Consider the following 16,824-nt stretch of genomic DNA (forward strand, 5'->3'; position numbering starts at 1 on the left):
TTTGAGGACACCGGTGCGGTCAGCCGGACTGGCATCCCGGGCACCAGAAGAGGTTGCGGGCGGACAACTCCGCCGTGCGGATCTCCGTGCCGCAGATGTGGCACGTCTGCCGGGCGCGCCGGTAGACGTACACCTCGCCCCCGTGGTCGTCCACCCGTGGCGGGCGCCCCATGGCCTCGGGCAGGTGCGCGGGGCGGACCGTGTCGATGCGGTTGTTTCGTACGCCCTCGCGCATCAGCTCGCCCAGGTCCGCCCAGATCGCGTCCCACTCGCGGCGTGCGAGGTCCCTGCCGGGCCGGTACGGGTCGATGCCGTGCCGGAACAGCACCTCCGCGCGGTACACGTTGCCCACGCCCGCGATGACCTTCTGGTCCAGCAGCAGGGCGGCCACGGTGATCCGGCTCCGGGAGATCCGCAGCCACGCGCGCTCGCCGTCCTCGTCGGAGCGCAGCGGGTCGGGGCCGAGGCGGTCGTGTATCGCCCGCTTCTCCGCGTCGGTGATCAGTGCGCAGGTGGTGGGGCCGCGCAGGTCCGCGTGGTGCTCGTCGGTCAGCAGGCGGAGCCGGACGGTGTCGGTGGGCGGCGGGGCCGGGGCCGTACCGAATCCGAGCTTGCCGAACAGGCCGAGGTGGATATGGACCCAGCCGGTTCCCTCGAAGCCGAGGAAGAGGTGCTTGCCGTGCGCGTCCACGCTGCCGAGCACCCGGCCGTCGAGCAGGGCGGCGCTGTCGGAGAACTTGCCCTGTGGGCTGCTCACCCGTACCGGCCGGCCGGCGAACCTGTCCCGGTGGTCCGCCGCGAGGCGGTGGATCGTGTGTCCCTCGGGCACGGCGGCGGCTCTCCTGGTCGAGGCGGTGGGGTTCGGACATGGCTGTGCCGCCGGGGAGGCCGGCGGCACAGCGGGAGGTCGTGGGGCGGTCAGCCCTGCTGCGGGTGGTGGGCCGGGACCGGGGGGAGCTCGCCGGTGTTCTCGTACGCCGTGAGCATCGCGATGCGGCGGCTGTGCCGCTCCTCGCCGGAGTACGGGGTGGCGAGGAAGATCTCGACGAACTTCGTGCACTCCTCCTCGGTGTGCATCCGGCCGCCGATGGAGATCACGTTGGCGTCGTTGTGCTCGCGGCCCAGCGCGGCGGTCTGCTCGCTCCAGGCGAGCGCGGCGCGGACGCCCTTGACCTTGTTCGCGGCCATCTGCTCGCCGTTGCCGGAGCCGCCGATGACGATTCCGAGGCTGTCCGGGTCCGCGGCCGTCTTCTCGGCGGCACGCAGGCAGAACGGCGGATAGTCGTCCTGGGCGTCGTAGATGTGGGGACCACAGTCGACGGCCTCGTGGCCTTGGGCCTTGAGCCACTCGACGAGGTGGTTCTTGAGTTCGAAACCGGCATGGTCGGAGCCGAGGTACACGCGCATGGGAGGAGTGTGACACGAGCTTCGCCGGGTAATCGACGACGGGGTGCGGTGTGGCCCTGATGTGCGGACCCTGTGTGCGCGAAGCCGCTGAAGCGATGATCGTGTCAACGATGCGGATGAGGGGGTTCCGCTTTCGGGGTTCACCGGGCTTCAATGCAACGCTCGCCGCTCACCACCGTGCCGCGGCGGACACGCACCGAGTGATCCGAAAACGTAAGGATTCGATCCATGACGTCGCAGACGACTCTGGCCGAACCGGGCCGGCAGCCCGAGGGGCCGGACGGTTCGGACCGCGAGGGGCCCGATGGCGGGCTCCAGGCCGGTCTCAAGAACCGTCACCTCTCGATGATCGCGATCGGCGGTGTGATCGGCGCGGGCCTCTTCGTGGGTTCGAGCGCGGGCATCGCCGCCGCCGGACCGGCCATCCTGCTGTCGTACGCACTGGTCGGCCTGATGGTCGTCTTCGTGATGCGGATGCTCGGGGAGATGGCCGCCGCCCGTCCGGCGTCGGGCTCCTTCTCCGCCTACGCCGACCAGGCGCTGGGCCGCTGGGCCGGTTTCTCGATCGGCTGGCTCTACTGGTTCTTCTGGGTCGTGGTGCTCGCCGTCGAGGCCACGGCGGGTGCCAAGATCCTGGAGAACTGGGTGCCGGGCGTCCCGCAGTGGGCCTGGGCGCTGATCGTGATGCTGGTGCTGACCGCGACGAACCTGGTCTCGGTCGGCTCGTACGGGGAGTTCGAGTTCTGGTTCGCCGGGATCAAGGTCGTGGCGATCGGCGCCTTCGTGATCGTCGGCCTGCTCGCCGTCTTCGGTGTGCTGCCGGGGTCGGACAACGCCGGCTCGGGGCTGGCCCATCTCACCGACACCGGCGGCTTCTTCCCCAAGGGGCCGGGGGCCATCCTCACCGGGGTGCTGATGGTGGTCTTCTCCTTCATGGGCAGTGAGATCGTGACGCTGGCGGCCGGCGAGTCGGAGAACCCGCAGCGCGCCGTCCAGAAGGCCACCAACAGCGTGATCTGGCGAATCGCGGTCTTCTACCTGGGCTCGATCTTCGTCGTGCTGACCCTGCTGCCGTGGAACGACGCCTCGATCATGGAGAAGGGCAGCTACGTCGCCGCGCTCGACTCGATCGGCATCCCGCACGCCGGCCAGGTGATGGACGTCATCGTGCTGACGGCCGTGCTGTCCTGCCTCAACTCCGGCCTCTACACGGCCTCCCGGATGGCCTTCTCGCTCGGCGGCCGCGGTGACGCCCCGAAGGCGTTCGCCCGGACCAACAAGCGGGGCGTGCCGCAGGCGGCCATCCTGTCCTCGGTCGTCTTCGGGTTCGTCGCCGTCTTCTTCAACTACCAGTGGCCGGACACCGTCTTCGCGTTCCTGCTGAACTCCTCGGGCGCGGTCGCCCTGTTCGTCTGGCTGGTCATCTGCTTCACCCAGCTGCGGATGCGCGGCATCATCCTGCGCGAGTCGCCCGAGAAGCTGGTCGTACGGATGTGGCTCTTCCCGTATCTGACCTGGGCGACCATCGCGATGATCTCGTTCGTTCTGGTCTACATGCTGACCGATGACGCCGGACGCGAGCAGGTCCTGCTCTCGCTGCTGGTCGCGGTCCTGGTGGTGGCCGTCTCGCTGGTGCGTGAGGCGCGCCGGCGCCGCGACGGCGCCCCGGCGGAGACCGTCGACAACTGATCACCCATACCTGACGGTCCCTGTCAGGTATACCGGGGAGGCTCTCCTTCGTCAGCCCATCGAGCGAGCGACTGGAGAGCCTCCCCCATGACTGCCGCCCCCGCCGGTTCCCCGTCCGGATCCCGGAACGACTTCCGGCCCGGCTTCCAGACCGGCTTCACGATCCGCCCGGACCTCGTCGTCGAGGCCGCCGGGGCCGACGACGTACGTGACGCCGTGGCACACGCCGCCGCCGGCGGGCTCCGGGTCGCCGTCCACGCCACCGGGCACGGGCTGCCGGGCGCCGTCGAGGGCGGGGTCCTGATCAGTACCGCCCGGATGGACTCCGTACGGATCGACCCGGTGCGCCGCACCGCCGCCGTCGGAGCGGGCACCACCTGGGGACAGGTCGTCGAGGCGGCGGCGCCGCACGGGCTCGCCCCGCTGAACGGCTCCGCCCCCGGGGTGGGCGCCGTCTCCTACACGCTGGGCGGCGGACTGGGCATCCTGGCCCGGGAGTTCGGGTACGCCGCCGATCATGTGCGCTCACTCGACGTGGTGACGGGCGACGGGGTGCGGCGCCATGTCACCCCCAAGGACGAGCCCGAGCTGTTCTGGGGGCTGCGCGGCGGCGGGCACCGGCTGGGCGTGGTGACGGGGCTGGAGACCGGCCTCGTCCCGGTGGCCCGGCTGTACGGCGGCTCGATCGCCTTCGACGGGGACGGCGAGGCGGGTGCGGAGGTGCTCCGGCGCTTCCTGGAGTGGACCCGGACCGTGCCCGACGCGCTGACGTCGTCGGTCGCCGCACTCGTGTACCCGGACGCGCCGCAGCTGCCGGAGGCGATGCGGGGCCGGTACGTCGTCTCCGTACGGGTCGCGTACACGGGCAGTGCGGCCGAGGGCGAACGTCTCGTCGCGCCGCTGCGGGCGATCGGGCCGGCACTGGCGGACTCGCTGCGGGAGATGCCATACACCGACAGCCGCACCATTCACAACGATCCGCCGTTCCCGCACGCGTACTACGGGGACGGGCTGATGCTGAGCGGACTGGACCCCGAGCGCGCGATGCGGGTGCTGGAGCTGACCGGCCGGAAGGCCCCGATGATGACCGTGGTCCAGCTCAACCACCTGGGCGGCGCGCTGGCCACCGGCCCGGCGGCGGAGAACGCGGTGCCGTTCCGCGGAGCCGGATTCCTGCTGCGGCTGCTGTCACCGCTCGGCGGTACGGACGTGGCCTCCGTCCGGGCCCTGTACGAGGAGGTGGGCGCCACCGTTTCGCCGCTCACCGTGGGCCGTTCGCTGAACTTCTCCTTCGGCGGCGGGGACCGCACCGAGGGCTTCCACGACGCGCGGACGCAGAAGAGGCTCGCCGCTCTGGTGTCGCGTTACGACCCGGCGAGCCTCTTCGGAGGGAGTTACGGCGTCAGCCGCGCCGGCCGATGAGCTTCCAGGACGCGGGCAGCGCGCCCATCGCGAGCGCCGCCTTGAGCGCGTCGCCGAGCAGGAACGGCGTCAGGCCGGCCGCGATCGCGGCGCTCGCCGACATGCCGGTGGACAGCGCCAGATAGGGCACGCCGACCGCGTAGATGACCGCCGAGCCGAGCACCATGGTGCCCGCCGTGCGCAGCACCGAGCGGTCGCCGCCGCGGCGGGCGAGGCCGCCGACCACGGTCGCGGCGAGCAGCATGCCGAGCACGTACCCGAACGAGGCACCGCCCGCACCGGAGCTGCCGGCCGAGAACCACGGCATGCCCGCCATGCCGACGAGCGCGTACACGGCGAGGGCGAGGAAGCCGCGCCGGGCGCCGAGCGCGGTGCCGACCAGGAGCGCGGCGAAGGTCTGGCCGGTGACCGGGACCGGGGAGCCGGGGACGGGCACGGCGATCTGGGCGGCTATGCCGGTGAGCGCGGCACCGCCGAGCACCAGGGCGGTGTCCACGGCGTAACGGTGCCGGGCGGCGGGCAGCAGGTCGGCGAGGACCGCTCCGGTACGGACGGGGGCGGCGGCAGCAATGCTCATCGGGACTCCGCGAGGTGAGGGCAGGTGGGGACAGGGCTGAGCCTGACGCTATCCGAGGAGCAGCGCCCGATCACCATCAGCGGCCCACAAAGCGGCGGTTGAGGGATTGGTGGGATTCGCACAAAGAGAGGCACACAATCACCCCTGGACGTGATGCTCATCACGGAGGTGGGAGCCGATCAACTCCCCGTGGACCGGGAAGGGCGCGGCGAGCTGACTGTTGACTCCCTCCAAACGGCCGAGCCACGGTCCGCCCCCGGCCGACCCGCTCCGGAGCCCCGCTCCACGCAGCGTGGTGTGTGCCTTGTGTGAGCATGGTGCCCGGATGGCGGACATCCGTTCCGCCTGAACGGTGCACGCGTCCAGACTGGGATACGTCCCCCCGCCTCACCGACCGAACAGAGTTCGTCCATGCCTCGGACCTCCGTGCCTCCCCCCACCGGCACCCCGGCCGTCACCTCCGACCACGGGACCGACTCGGCCCTCACCCACGGACTCAAGCAGCGCCATCTCTCGATGATCGCCCTCGGCGGTGTCATCGGCGCCGGGCTGTTCGTCGGCTCCGGCGCGGGAATCGCCGCGGCCGGCCCCTCGATCGTCATCGCGTACGCCTGCTCCGGGCTGCTGGTCATGCTCGTGATGCGGATGCTCGGCGAGATGTCGGCCGCCAATCCGGCGTCCGGCTCCTTCTCCGTGCACGCCGAGCGGGCGATCGGGCCGTGGGCGGGGTTCACGGCGGGCTGGGCGTTCTGGGTGCTGCTCTGCGTCGCCGTCGGCCTCGAAGGGATCGGTGCGGCGAAGATCGTCACCGGCTGGCTGCCCGGAACTCCGGAGTGGGCCTGGGTGGCGCTGTTCATGGTGGTGTTCCTGGGGACGAACCTGGCGTCGGTGACGAAGTTCGGCGAGTTCGAGTTCTGGTTCGCCGCGCTCAAGGTCGTCGCGATCACACTGTTCCTGGTGCTGGGCGTGCTGGCGATCCTCGGCGTGCTCCCGGACACGGACGCCCCCGGCACCGCCAACCTCGGCGGCGAGGGCGGCTTCATGCCGAACGGCTCCGAGGGGCTGGTCATCGGGCTGCTCGCCTCCGTCTTCGCGTACGGCGGCCTGGAGACCGTCACCATCGCCGCCGCCGAGTCCGAGAACCCGGTGCGGGGTGTCGCGAAGGCCGTGCGGACGGCGATGTGGCGGATCGCGCTCTTCTACGTCGGTTCGATGGCGGTCATCGTCACGCTGGTCCCGTGGGACGACCCGAAGGTCGTGGCGGTCGGCCCGTTCTACGCGGCCCTGGACCACCTCGGCATCAGCGGCGCCGCCGAGATCATGAACGTGGTCATCCTGGTGGCGCTGCTCTCCGCGATGAACGCCAACATCTACGGCGCCTCGCGCATGGCCTGTTCTCTGGTCGCCCGCGGCCAGGGCCCGAAGCGGCTCGGCAGGGTCTCGTCCGGGGTGCCGCGCCGCGCGGTCCTGGTCTCGTCCGTGTTCGGCTTCCTGTGCGTGCTGCTGAGTTACTGGCGCCCGGACGACGTCTTCCCCTGGCTGCTCAACATGACCGGCGCGGTGATCCTGGTCGTCTGGATCTTCATCGCCGTCTCCCAGCTGATCCTGCGCGCCCGGCTGGAGCGCGAGGAGCCGCAGAAGCTGGTGGTCCGGATGTGGCTGTTCCCGGGCTTGACGGTGGTGGCCCTGGCGGCGATGGCCGGCATCTTCTTCCTGATGCTCCGCCAGCCCGAAACCCGCGACCAGCTGCTGGCGACGGGCGCGCTGACGGCAGCCCTGATCGCCACCGGCGTCGTGCGCCGGCGGCGCTCTGCGGCGTCGCCGCCGGGAGCGGCGGACGCGTGACCCCGGCACACGAGACGCCGGGCGGGCCGGATCACTCCGGCCCGCCCGGCGTTTTCCGTGCGCCGAAGCGTGCGCCGGAATCGTCCGCGGGAGGCCGGAGTCCTACGCCGAAGGGCTGACATCTCCTCAGCCACTGCTGCTGTTAGCCTGCTCTTGCGTATAGGTTGCAATAACAACAGGACAGCAGCTGGAGGGTTCGAACCATGGCCACGTACACGCTCCCGGAACTCCCGTACGACTACGCGGCGCTCGAACCGGTCATCAATCCGCAGATCGTCGAGCTCCACCACGACAAGCACCACGCGGCGTACGTGAAGGGCGCGAACGACACCCTGGAGCAGTTGGAGGAGGCGCGCGACAAGGAGGCCTGGGGGGCGATCAACGGGCTCCAGAAGAACCTCGCGTTCCACCTCTCCGGCCACATCCTGCACTCGATCTACTGGCACAACATGACCGGTGACGGCGGCGGCGAGCCGCTGGCCGCGGACGGTGTCGGCGGCCTCGCGGACGCGATCACCGAATCCTTCGGCTCCTTCGCGGGCCTCAAGTCCCAGCTGACGAAGGCCGCGGCCACCACGCAGGGCTCCGGCTGGGGCGTCCTCGCGTACGAGCCGGTCAGCGGCAAGCTGATCGTCGAGCAGGTCTACGACCACCAGGGCAACGTGGGCCAGGGTTCGGTCCCGGTCCTCGTCTTCGACGCCTGGGAGCACGCCTTCTACCTGCAGTACAAGAACCAGAAGGTCGACTTCATCGAGGCGATGTGGCGCGTCGTCAACTGGCAGGACGTGGCGAAGCGGTACGCGGCCGCCAAGGAGCGCGCGAACGTACTGCTGCTCGCCCCCTGACCGGGGAGCGCCGTGAACGTCCTGCCTCGTGATCGTCTTCTCAGCCTTCGCCGGGCAGGCGGATGAACGAAGGGCCCCCGCGAGGACATGACTCGCGGGGGCCCTTCCACGCCCGCGCACCGGCGGGCCGGCGTCTACTCGGTGACCAGGGCCATCAGCAGCCCGTCGTAACCCTTGCTGCCGACGGTCTGCAGAGCGGTCGCGGTCAGGGTCGGCTCGGCCGCGACGAGTTCGGTGAACCGGCGCACCCCCCGCACCTTCGGGTCCTCGCTCCCGGCGTCGGCCACCTCTCCGTCGCGCACGACGTTGTCGGCGACGATCAGGCTCCCGGGCCGGGTCAGCTTCAGCGACCAGGCCAGGTAGTCGGGGTTGCTCGGCTTGTCGGCGTCGATGAACACGACGTCGAACGGCCCGTACCCCTGCTCCGCGAGCTCCGGCAGCGTGTCGAGGGCCGGGCCGACCCGGATCTCCACGACATCCGCCAGGCCGGCGCGCCCGATGTTCCGGCGCGCCACCTCGGCGTACTCCGGGTCGGCTTCGAGCGTGACGACCCGGCCGCCCCCGGGCAGCGCGCGGGCCAGCCAGATGGTGCTGTACCCGCCCAGGGTGCCGATCTCCAGCACGGTGCGCGCCCCCTGGAGCCGGGCCAGCAGGTGCAGCAGCTTCCCCTGGTTGGCCGCGACCTGGATCGCCGGCAGCCCGGCCTCTTCACTGGCCTCCACGGCCGCTTCCAGGGCATCGTCCGAGCCCACCAGCAGAGCGTCGAAGTAGTCGTCGACCTCGGCCCACCGCGCCTGCGTCATGGCATGTTCCCCTCTCGGCACCCAAGTAAGTTCCTCAAGGGAACTTACCTCATACGAGGTGAATGGGATGATGGCGGCCTCAGCATGTTTTTCCGGAGAGGACATCATGACGATCACTGTGCGCGAGCTGGTGTACTACCCGGTCAAGGGCTGCGCGGGGACCGCTGCCGACTCCGCGCACGTCATCGGGACCGGCCTCGAACACGACCGGACCTTCATGGTGGTGGACGCCGCGGAGGGCGCCTTCCGCAGCCAGCGCACGCACCCCGCGATGGCCGCGATCAGGGTCGGGGTCCTGCGGTCCGGGGCAGTGCTGGCGCTCTCCGCCGAGGGCGTCGAACCCCTGCGTCTGGACGTCGACCGGGACGGCCCCCGCCGCGACGTCAGCATGTTCGACCGGCCCCTCGGCGCGGCCGTCGACCAGGGGGACACCGCCGCCGAATGGTTCTCCGACGTGCTGGGAGCCAAGTCCCGCCTGGTGCAGGCGGCCCCCGGCTTCGACCGGGACGGCTGGGGCGACACCCCCGGCAAGGTCAACTTCGCCGACGCGCACGCGGTGCTGGTCACCTCGACGGCCTCCCTGGACGACCTGAACGCCCGGATCGCCGCACGGGGCGACGCCGACGCCGTCCCGATGGACCGCTTCCGCCCCAACATCGTGCTGACCGGCAAGGACGAACCGCACTTCGAGGACCGGGTGCGCCGGATGACCCTGGGCTCCGTCGAGCTCGCCCACTCGGTACGGGCGACGCGGTGCAGCGTCCCGCTCGTCGACCAGCGCACCGGCCGCCGCCGGGGCCCGGAACCGGTCCGGACGCTGGCGACGTACCGGCGCGAGCCGGAGTACGGGAACCGGGTCAGTTTCGGCGTGAAGAACGCGGTGGTCAGCGAAGGCGTGGTGAGCGTCGGCGACCCGGTCACGGTCCACAGCCTGGTCGGCCCGTGAGCGCACCCGTCCCCCGGCCGGCGCACCGAAAACCACCTGCCCCCGACGCGCAGCTCACCTATCGTCAACGTCATTTGCCGGCACGGACCCCAGGGTCCGCCGGTACGGGACGAGGACGTGGAGGATGATTGTGCGCTACCGCGAGCTGGGACGCAGTGGACTGCGGGTGTCCGAGATCGGTTACGGCGCGTGGGGCATCGGCGAGTCCAGCTGGGTGGGCGCGACGGAGGACGAATCCGTGCGCGCCCTCCACCGGGCCGTCGACCTCGGCGTGAACTTCATCGACACGGCACGCGGCTACGGCGAGAGCGAGCGCATCGTCGGGCAGGTCGTGCGGGAGCGGGCCGGGGACGACGTACTGGTCGCGACCAAGGTGCCGCCGAAGAACGGGGTGTGGCCCCCGGCGGACGGCACGGACCCGGCGGCGGCGTTCCCGGGCGAGTACATCCGTACGAGCCTGGAGACCAGTCTGCGCGCGTCCGGCCTGGACCACTTCGACGTACTGCAGTTCCACGTCTGGCACGACGAGTGGGTGGGGCGCGGGGACTGGCTGGAGACGGTCGCCGAGCTGAAGCGGGAGGGGAAGATCCGCCTGTTCGGGGTCTCGGTCAACGACCACCGGCCCGAGAGCGCGCTCGCGCTGGTCCGCAGCGGCGCGGTGGACAGCGTCCAGGTCATCTACAACGTGTTCGACCAGGCACCGGCCGACGAACTGCTGCCCGCCTGCGAGGAGAACGGTGTCGGGGTCATCGTCCGGGTGGCCCTGGACGAGGGCGGGCTGACCGGCCGGATCACCGCCGGCACGACGTTCCCCGAGGGTGACTGGCGCAACCGCTACTTCCGTGACGACCGCCCGGCCCAGGTCGAGCGGCGGGTGGCGGCGATCGTCGCGGACCTGGGCATCGAGCCGGACGCCGTCGCGGAGCACGCGCTGCGGTTCGTGCTGAGTTCGCCGGCGGTCTCCACCGTCATCCCCGGAATGCGCAGCGTGCGCAACGTGGAGCGCAACACCGCGCTGAGCGACGGGCGTCCGCTCACCGCGGACCAGCTCGGTGTGCTGGCCGGGCACCGGTGGCAGCGGAACTTCTACTCCTGAGCCGTCCGGCCCGGCCCGGTCTTCCGGATCCGGCCGTCAGATCCGGAAGACCGAGCCCACGAACTCCGCGAGCAGCCGCTCCGTCAGCGGTCCTGGCAGGGCGTCCAGCAGGATCAGGACCGGGGCCATCCGGGCGGGCAGGCCGCCGTCGCCGGTGAGGCCCGCGAAGGCCAGCACCGCTTCGATCTCGTCCGGGCCGAGCCTCGACGGGTCGAGCCCGGCGGCCAGTTCGGCGAGGGCGGGGTCCACCGCGACCGGGGGCAGGGCGCGGGCCGCGCGCAGTGCCGCGTGGAGGTCGGTGAGCAGGGCGTCCACCTGGCCGACCGTGGCCGGGGTCAGGGTGAGGTGGAGATTGGGCGGCAGCCCGTCGAAGGAGAGCTGCGGCTGGAGGTACCAGCCGCGCTCGCGCATCTCGTCCGCCAGGTGCAGCAGCAGGCTCGGTCCGGGCTCGCCGTCCGGGCCGTCCACCACGGTGAAGGCCACGAGCCCCGCCGAGGGGTCGCCGAGCACCCGTACGTCCGGCATCGCGCGCAGCCCCGCGAGCAGCCGGCCCGACGCCTCGGCCACCCGGCCGGCCAGTGCGGTGTAGCCGTCCTCGCCGACGTACCGGAGCACCGCCCACGCCTGGGCCAGCAGCCCCGCCGACTTGGTGCCCTGGACGGTCGGGTTGACGACCGGGTAGCCGGGCCAGCCCGCGTGGGCGAAGTACTGGTGGCGGCGGAGTCCGGCGTCCCGGTAGAGCACCACGGAGGCGCCCTTGTCCGCGTAGCCGTACTTGTGCAGGTCCACGGAGAGCGAGGTGACGCCGGGGACGGAGAGGTCGAACGGCGGTATCTCCTGGCCCGCGCGCCGCAGATGGGGCAGCAGCCAGCCGCCGATGCAGGCGTCCACATGACACAGGACGCCCCGCTCCGCGGCGGCCGCGGCGATCTCGGGGACCGGGTCGATCACCCCGTGGGCGTACGAGGGTGCCGAGGCGACCACGAGGGCGGTGCGAGGGGTGATCGCGGCGGCCACGGCGGTGGCGTCGGCCCGGTACGTCGACCGGTCCACGGGCACCACGACCGGTTCCAGGCCCAGGTAGGCGGCGGCCTTGTGGAAGGCCGCGTGAGCGGTGGACGGCAGGACCAACTGGGGTTCGGTCACACCGCGTTCGGCCTTCGCGTGGTCGCGGGAGGTCTTCACCGCCAGCAGGATCGACTCCGTACCGCCGCTGGTGAACGTGCCCTGCGCGCCGGACCCGCCCAGCAGCGCGGCCGCCGCACCCACCACGTCGTTCTCCAGCCGGGCGACGCTCGGGAAGACCGTGGGGTCCAGGCCGTTGACGGTCGCGTACGCCGAGTACGCGGCGGCCGCCAGCTCGTCGAGGCCCTCCAGACCCGCGTCGTAGACGTAGGCGAAGGTCCGGCCGCCCCGGGTGGGGGCGTCGGCGCCGCGCAGGGCGCCGAGTTCGGCCAGTACGTCGGCGGCGGGGACGGCGGGTGCGGGGTCGGCCGACGTGAGGGTGAACTCCAGCAGCGGCAGCTCGCGGCCCGGCACCGAGCCGGACGGTGTCACCCCGACGCGGACCGCGCCCATGCCGAGGTAGAACCCCTCGGCGTTCGGGTCGGCGTCGATCGTGAAGCGTGCGAGGCCCAGCCGCCCGGCCTCTTCGACGACGTGTCCGAAGAGCAGGCGGCCCACCCCGCGCCCCAGCGCGTCCGGCTCGGCGAACATCATGCCGAGCACACCGGAGGGCGGCTCCCCCTCCAGCGTGGTGAAGCCGAGGACCCGGCCGTCCTCCTCGGCGACCGCGGTCCGGCGGCGTTCGATGTCGGCGGGGGCCATGGTCAGTTCCTCGCGGCAGGCGGCGATGAACGCCTCGTCGTAGCCCCAGTACGCCTTGGAGCGCAGGGCGAGCGCGGTCAGTTCCGCGGCTTCGGACGGGCGTCCGGGACGGACCCTCATACGGTTCTCCGTTCGCTCGGCCGGCGCACTGTCAGACCCCTCCGGCATGCTTCACCTCCATGGACACCAAGGACTTCTGGAAGCTGATCGACGACGCCCGCGCCCTGGTCACGGACCCGGCGGACGCGGAGGCCGTGGCCGAGCGGATCTCGGATCTGCTCGCCGAACGGCCGGCGCACGACATCGTCGCCGCTCAGCAACTGCTGTGGGGTCTGATGGCCGCCTCCTACCGGGCCCCGCTCTGGGCCGCGGCGTACACGATAAACGGCGGATGCTCCGACGACGGGTTCGACTACTTCCGGGGCTGGCTGATCAGCCAGGGCCGTGACGTGTTCGAGCGGGTGGTCGCGGACCCGGACACGCTGGCGGAGCTGCCGTCGGTCAAGGAGGTCGCGGCCGACTACGAGGAGCTGGAGTGCGAGCGGATGCTCGGGGTCGCGTGGGCCGCGTACCGCCGGGTGACGGGCGAGGAGCTGCCCCCCGGCTCGTTCACGGTCGAGTTCCCCGCCCTGGACCCCGCGTGGGACTTCGACTTCGACGACGAGGAGGAGATGGCGGGGCGGCTGCCGAAGCTGGACGCGCTGTACGGATGAGGACGCGCCGTACGGGTGGGACAGCCGGGTGCGGGCTCCGTGACGCACGGTGCCCGCACCCTCGGGATCAGCTGAAGTCGGGCCCGGCCGTCCGGGTCCGCTTGATCTCGTAGAAGCCGGGGATCGACGCGACCAGCAGCGTGCCGTCCCACAGCTTCGCCGCCTCCTCGCCCTTCGGGGCGGGGGTGACGACCGGGCCGAAGAAGGCGATCTGCTCGCCGTCCGCGCCGGGCACGGCGATGACCGGGGTGCCGACGTCCTGGCCGACCTTGTCGATGCCCTCCTTGTGGGAGGCGCGCAGCTCGGTGTCGTACGCGTCGGAGTCCGCGTACTGAGCGAGCTCGGCCGGCAGGCCGACCTCTTCCAGGGCGGCCACGATCGCCTCGCGGGTGGGGCCCTCGCCCTGGTTGTGGAAGCGGGTGCCGAGCGCCGTGTAGAGGGGGCCGACGATGTCGTCGCCGTGCTTCTGCTGGGCGGCGATCACCACGCGGACCGGGCCCCAGGCCTTGTTCTCCAGGAGGTCGCGGTACTCCTCGGGCAGATCGTCCAGGCGGTCCTCGTTGAGTACGGCCAGGCTCATCACGTGCCAGCGGACCTCGACGTCGCGGACCTTCTCCACCTCCAGCATCCAGCGGGAGGTCATCCAGGCCCAGGGGCAGAGCGGGTCGAACCAGAAATCGGCGGGGATCTTGCGGGTTGCCGTGGTGTTCTCAGACATGTCTCTCCTCAGGCGGACCGATCTCCATCTGTGCGCGAGAACACCGCGGGACGCTCCGGCCATTCCCGCATGCCGGGCCGGGAAGCGGCATGGGAGGATCAAAGTATTCGAACGTGACACAAAGGAGTGTGCTCGTGCCCGGTGAAAACCTGTCCCGCGACGAGGCCCGCGAGCGGGCCGAGCTGCTGACCGTCGACGGTTACGACGTCGAGCTGGACGTCCGGTCCGCCATCGGCGAGCCCGACGGGGACGGCGGCCCGGACTCCGGTCCGCGGACATTCCGCTCGGTGACCACGATCCGGTTCCGCACGGCGCGCGCCGGTGCGTCGACCTTCGCCGACCTGATCGCGCCGGCCGTGAACGCGGTGACGCTGAACGGCACCGCGCTGGACCCGGCGGCCGTCTTCGACGGGAACCGGGTGGCGCTGGCGGACCTGCCGGAGGGCGACCAGGTCCTGGTGGTGGACGCGCAGTGCGCGTACAGCCGGACCGGCGAGGGGATGCACCGCTTCGTCGACCCGGAGGACGGCGAGGTCTACCTCTACACGCAGTACGAGCCGGCGGACTCGCGGCGCGTCTTCGCCAACTTCGAGCAGCCCGATCTCAAGGCCCCCTTCCGCTTCCGGGTGACGGCGCCCGAGGCGTGGACGGTCTGGAGCAACGGGGCCGAGGAGTCCCGGGAGGACGGGGTCTGGCGGTTCGCCGAGACGAAGCCGATCTCCACGTACATCACGGCGGTCGTGGCCGGCCCGTACCACTACGTGACCGACTCCTACACCCGTACCTTCGACGACGGCACGAAGCTGGAGATCCCGCTCGGCGCGCTGTGCCGCAAGGGGCTCGCCCGGCACTTCGACGCCGACGACGTCTTCCTGATCACCAAGCAGGGCCTGGACTTCTTCCACGACAACTTCGACTACCCGTACCCGTTCGGGAAGTACGACCAGGCGTTCGTGCCCGAGTACAACCTCGGCGCGATGGAGAACCCGGGCTGTGTCACGTTCCGCGAGGAGTACATCTTCCGCGGGAAGGTGACGCAGGCGGCGTACGAGGGCCGGGCCAACGTCATCCTGCACGAGATGGCGCACATGTGGTTCGGCGACCTCGTCACCATGCAGTGGTGGGACGACCTGTGGCTCAAGGAGTCGTTCGCGGACTTCATGGGTGTCTTCGCCATGGTGGAGTCGACGCGGTTCAAGGACGGCTGGATCACCTTCGCCAACAACCGCAAGTCCTGGGCCTACCGCGCCGACCAGCTGCCGTCCACCCATCCGATCACGGCCGACATCCGTGACCTGGAGGACGCCAAGCTCAACTTCGACGGCATCACCTACGCCAAGGGCGCCTCGGTGCTCAAGCAGCTGGTGGCCTATGCCGGACGGGACGCGTTCCTGGAGGGCGCCCGGCGCTACTTCAAGAAGCACGCGTACGGCAACACCCGGCTCGGAGACCTCCTGTCGGTGCTGGCCGAGACGTCCGGGCGGGACATGACCGGCTGGTCGCGCTCCTGGCTGCAGACCGCGGGCGTCAACTCGCTGACGCCGCTGGTGACGTACGACGCCGCGGACCGGATCACCGAACTGGCCGTCCTCCAGGAGGCGGCCCCGTCCCACCCGGAGCTGCGCCCGCACCGCGTGGCGGTCGGCCTGTACCGGCGCGACACCGATGGCGGCCTGGTGCGTTACGCACGGGCCGAGGTGGACGTGGCGGGGCCGCGCACGGTGATCGGGGAGCTGGCCGGGGCCGAGCGGCCCGAGCTGATCCTCGTCAACGACGACGACCTGACGTACTGCAAGGTCCGCTTCGACGAGGTGTCGCTGACCACGCTCCGCTCGCACCTCGGTGACATCACGGACCCGCTCGCGCGGGCGCTGTGCTGGTCCGCGCTGTGGAACCTGACCCGCGACGGCCTGATGCCGGCCCGCGACTTCGTCTCGCTGGTGCTGGACTTCTCCGGCCGCGAGACGGACATCGGCGTCCTGCAGATGCTGCACGCCTGGACCCGGACCGCGCTGGTGCACTACGCGGCGCCCGGATGGCGCGAGGAGGGCGGCACAGCGCTGGCCGAGGGCGCGCTGCGCGAGCTGCGGCTCGCGGTGCCGGGCAGTGAGCACCAGCTCGCCTGGGCGCGGTTCTTCGCGGCGGTCGCCACGTCGGACACGGACTTCCAGCTGCTGTCCGGGCTGCTCGACGCAACGGCGCGGATCGACGGGCTCGACGTCGACCAGGAGCTCCGGTGGACGTTCCTGTCCCCGCTGGCCTCGCACGGACTGGCCGACGAGTCGGTGATCGGTGCCGAGCTGGCCCGCGACGACACGGCGTCCGGCAAGCGCCACCAGGTGCGGTGCCTGGCCTCGCGGCCGTCGGCCGCGGTCAAGGCGCAGGCGTGGGCGGGTGTCGTGGAGTCGGACGCGCTGTCCAACGCCCTGGTGGAGGCCACCATCCTGGGCTTCGCGCAGTCGTCGCAGCGGGAGCTGCTGGCGCCTTACTCGGCCCGGTACTTCGAGGTGATCGAGCGGGTGTGGGCCGAGCGGTCGATCCAGATCGGGATGGCCGTGGTGAAGGGCCTGTTCCCGGCCCTCCAGGGCGACGCGTCGACGCTGGCGGCGGCGGACGCGTGGCTGGCGGCGCACGCGGACGCTGCGCCGGCGCTGCGGCGGCTGGTGCTGGAGGCCCGGGACGACCTCGACCGGGGGTTGCGCGCGCAGGCGTGCGACGCCGCCACGGCCTGAGGGGTCTGAGGGGTTCCTGGGCCGTCCGGCGTGAGGCCCTTGCCGGGGTGCCCGACACCTCGGCAAGGGTTCCGTCCTCAAACGCCGGACGGGCTGGGTTTGGTGCGGACGGCCCTCTTCGACTGCCGAACGTCCATACTTCTGGACGGCGTTGTCCTGGAATGTCGACGGGCCTGTAACAGGGGTTACGGCCCCCGCGGCGCG

General features: G+C 71.4%; 14 protein-coding genes and 1 pseudogene. 8 read left to right on the top strand and 7 right to left on the bottom strand.

Annotated features, from left to right (window positions below; genetic code table 11):
* Positions 1-19: 19 nt before the first annotated feature.
* The gene (locus tag AB0I52_RS18970) at positions 20-829 is read right to left on the bottom strand and encodes a DNA-formamidopyrimidine glycosylase family protein (RefSeq protein ID WP_363073962.1); all 810 of its coding nucleotides are present in this window, start codon (positions 827-829) and stop codon (positions 20-22) included.
* Between the two features lie 89 nt (positions 830-918).
* A complete protein-coding gene (locus AB0I52_RS18975; RefSeq protein ID WP_363073964.1) occupies positions 919-1,407 on the bottom strand; it encodes a ribose-5-phosphate isomerase in 489 nt (162 codons plus the stop codon).
* A 228-nt stretch (positions 1,408-1,635) separates the two neighbouring features.
* Here AB0I52_RS18975 and AB0I52_RS18980 point away from each other — a divergent pair, with 228 nt between their 5' ends.
* Positions 1,636-3,096, top strand: a complete 1,461-nt coding sequence (locus AB0I52_RS18980) for an amino acid permease (protein ID WP_363073966.1) — start codon at positions 1,636-1,638, stop codon at positions 3,094-3,096.
* A gap of 87 nt (positions 3,097-3,183) precedes the next feature.
* Entirely contained in the window at positions 3,184-4,518 is a 1,335-nt protein-coding gene (locus tag AB0I52_RS18985; protein ID WP_363073968.1) for an FAD-dependent oxidoreductase, read from the top strand.
* Here the strand turns inward: AB0I52_RS18985 and AB0I52_RS18990 are convergent.
* Positions 4,499-5,095 (bottom strand): biotin transporter BioY, encoded by a 597-nt coding sequence (locus AB0I52_RS18990; RefSeq protein WP_363073970.1) that lies wholly within the window; start codon positions 5,093-5,095, stop codon positions 4,499-4,501. The two genes, AB0I52_RS18985 and AB0I52_RS18990, sit on opposite strands and share 20 nt — an antisense overlap.
* A gap of 411 nt (positions 5,096-5,506) precedes the next feature.
* Here AB0I52_RS18990 and AB0I52_RS18995 point away from each other — a divergent pair, with 411 nt between their 5' ends.
* Positions 5,507-6,940 (top strand): amino acid permease, encoded by a 1,434-nt coding sequence (locus AB0I52_RS18995; RefSeq protein WP_363073972.1) that lies wholly within the window; start codon positions 5,507-5,509, stop codon positions 6,938-6,940.
* Between the two features lie 203 nt (positions 6,941-7,143).
* Complete coding sequence (locus AB0I52_RS19000) at positions 7,144-7,785, top strand: superoxide dismutase (RefSeq protein ID WP_363073974.1); 642 nt, start codon at positions 7,144-7,146, stop codon at positions 7,783-7,785.
* A gap of 134 nt (positions 7,786-7,919) precedes the next feature.
* On the opposite strand, the gene AB0I52_RS19005 is transcribed toward AB0I52_RS19000, so the two are convergent.
* Positions 7,920-8,588: an O-methyltransferase gene (locus AB0I52_RS19005; RefSeq protein WP_363073976.1), complete on the bottom strand. Its 669-nt coding sequence runs from the start codon at positions 8,586-8,588 to the stop codon at positions 7,920-7,922.
* A gap of 106 nt (positions 8,589-8,694) precedes the next feature.
* Between AB0I52_RS19005 and AB0I52_RS19010 the strand changes: the two genes are divergently transcribed.
* Complete coding sequence (locus AB0I52_RS19010; RefSeq protein WP_363073978.1) at positions 8,695-9,534, top strand: MOSC N-terminal beta barrel domain-containing protein; 840 nt, start codon at positions 8,695-8,697, stop codon at positions 9,532-9,534.
* Between the two features lie 130 nt (positions 9,535-9,664).
* Positions 9,665-10,630 (top strand): aldo/keto reductase, encoded by a 966-nt coding sequence (locus AB0I52_RS19015; protein ID WP_363074091.1) that lies wholly within the window; start codon positions 9,665-9,667, stop codon positions 10,628-10,630.
* 36 nt (positions 10,631-10,666) lie between these two features.
* Here AB0I52_RS19015 and AB0I52_RS19020 read toward each other — a convergent pair whose 3' ends face one another.
* Positions 10,667-12,148, bottom strand: a complete 1,482-nt coding sequence (locus AB0I52_RS19020) for an aminotransferase class V-fold PLP-dependent enzyme (RefSeq protein ID WP_363074093.1) — start codon at positions 12,146-12,148, stop codon at positions 10,667-10,669.
* Positions 12,140-12,577, bottom strand: a pseudogene (locus AB0I52_RS19025) (GNAT family N-acetyltransferase); the annotation flags it as partial. The pseudogene AB0I52_RS19025 and the gene AB0I52_RS19020, both read right to left, overlap by 9 nt.
* A 59-nt stretch (positions 12,578-12,636) precedes the next feature.
* On the opposite strand from AB0I52_RS19025, the gene AB0I52_RS19030 reads away from it, so the two are divergent.
* A complete protein-coding gene (locus AB0I52_RS19030) occupies positions 12,637-13,170 on the top strand; it encodes a DUF4240 domain-containing protein (protein ID WP_363073980.1) in 534 nt (177 codons plus the stop codon).
* Between the two features lie 67 nt (positions 13,171-13,237).
* Here AB0I52_RS19030 and AB0I52_RS19035 read toward each other — a convergent pair whose 3' ends face one another.
* Positions 13,238-13,888, bottom strand: coding sequence for a DsbA family protein (locus AB0I52_RS19035; protein ID WP_363073982.1), 651 nt, complete (start codon positions 13,886-13,888; stop codon positions 13,238-13,240).
* A gap of 134 nt (positions 13,889-14,022) precedes the next feature.
* Here AB0I52_RS19035 and pepN point away from each other — a divergent pair, with 134 nt between their 5' ends.
* Positions 14,023-16,620, top strand: a complete 2,598-nt coding sequence (gene pepN, locus AB0I52_RS19040; RefSeq protein ID WP_363073984.1) for an aminopeptidase N — start codon at positions 14,023-14,025, stop codon at positions 16,618-16,620.
* The last annotated feature ends 204 nt before the right edge of the window (positions 16,621-16,824 follow it).

Origin of the sequence: Streptomyces sp. NPDC050423 (assembly GCF_040655445.1) — a bacterium.
Lineage (GTDB): Bacteria > Actinomycetota > Actinomycetes > Streptomycetales > Streptomycetaceae > Streptomyces.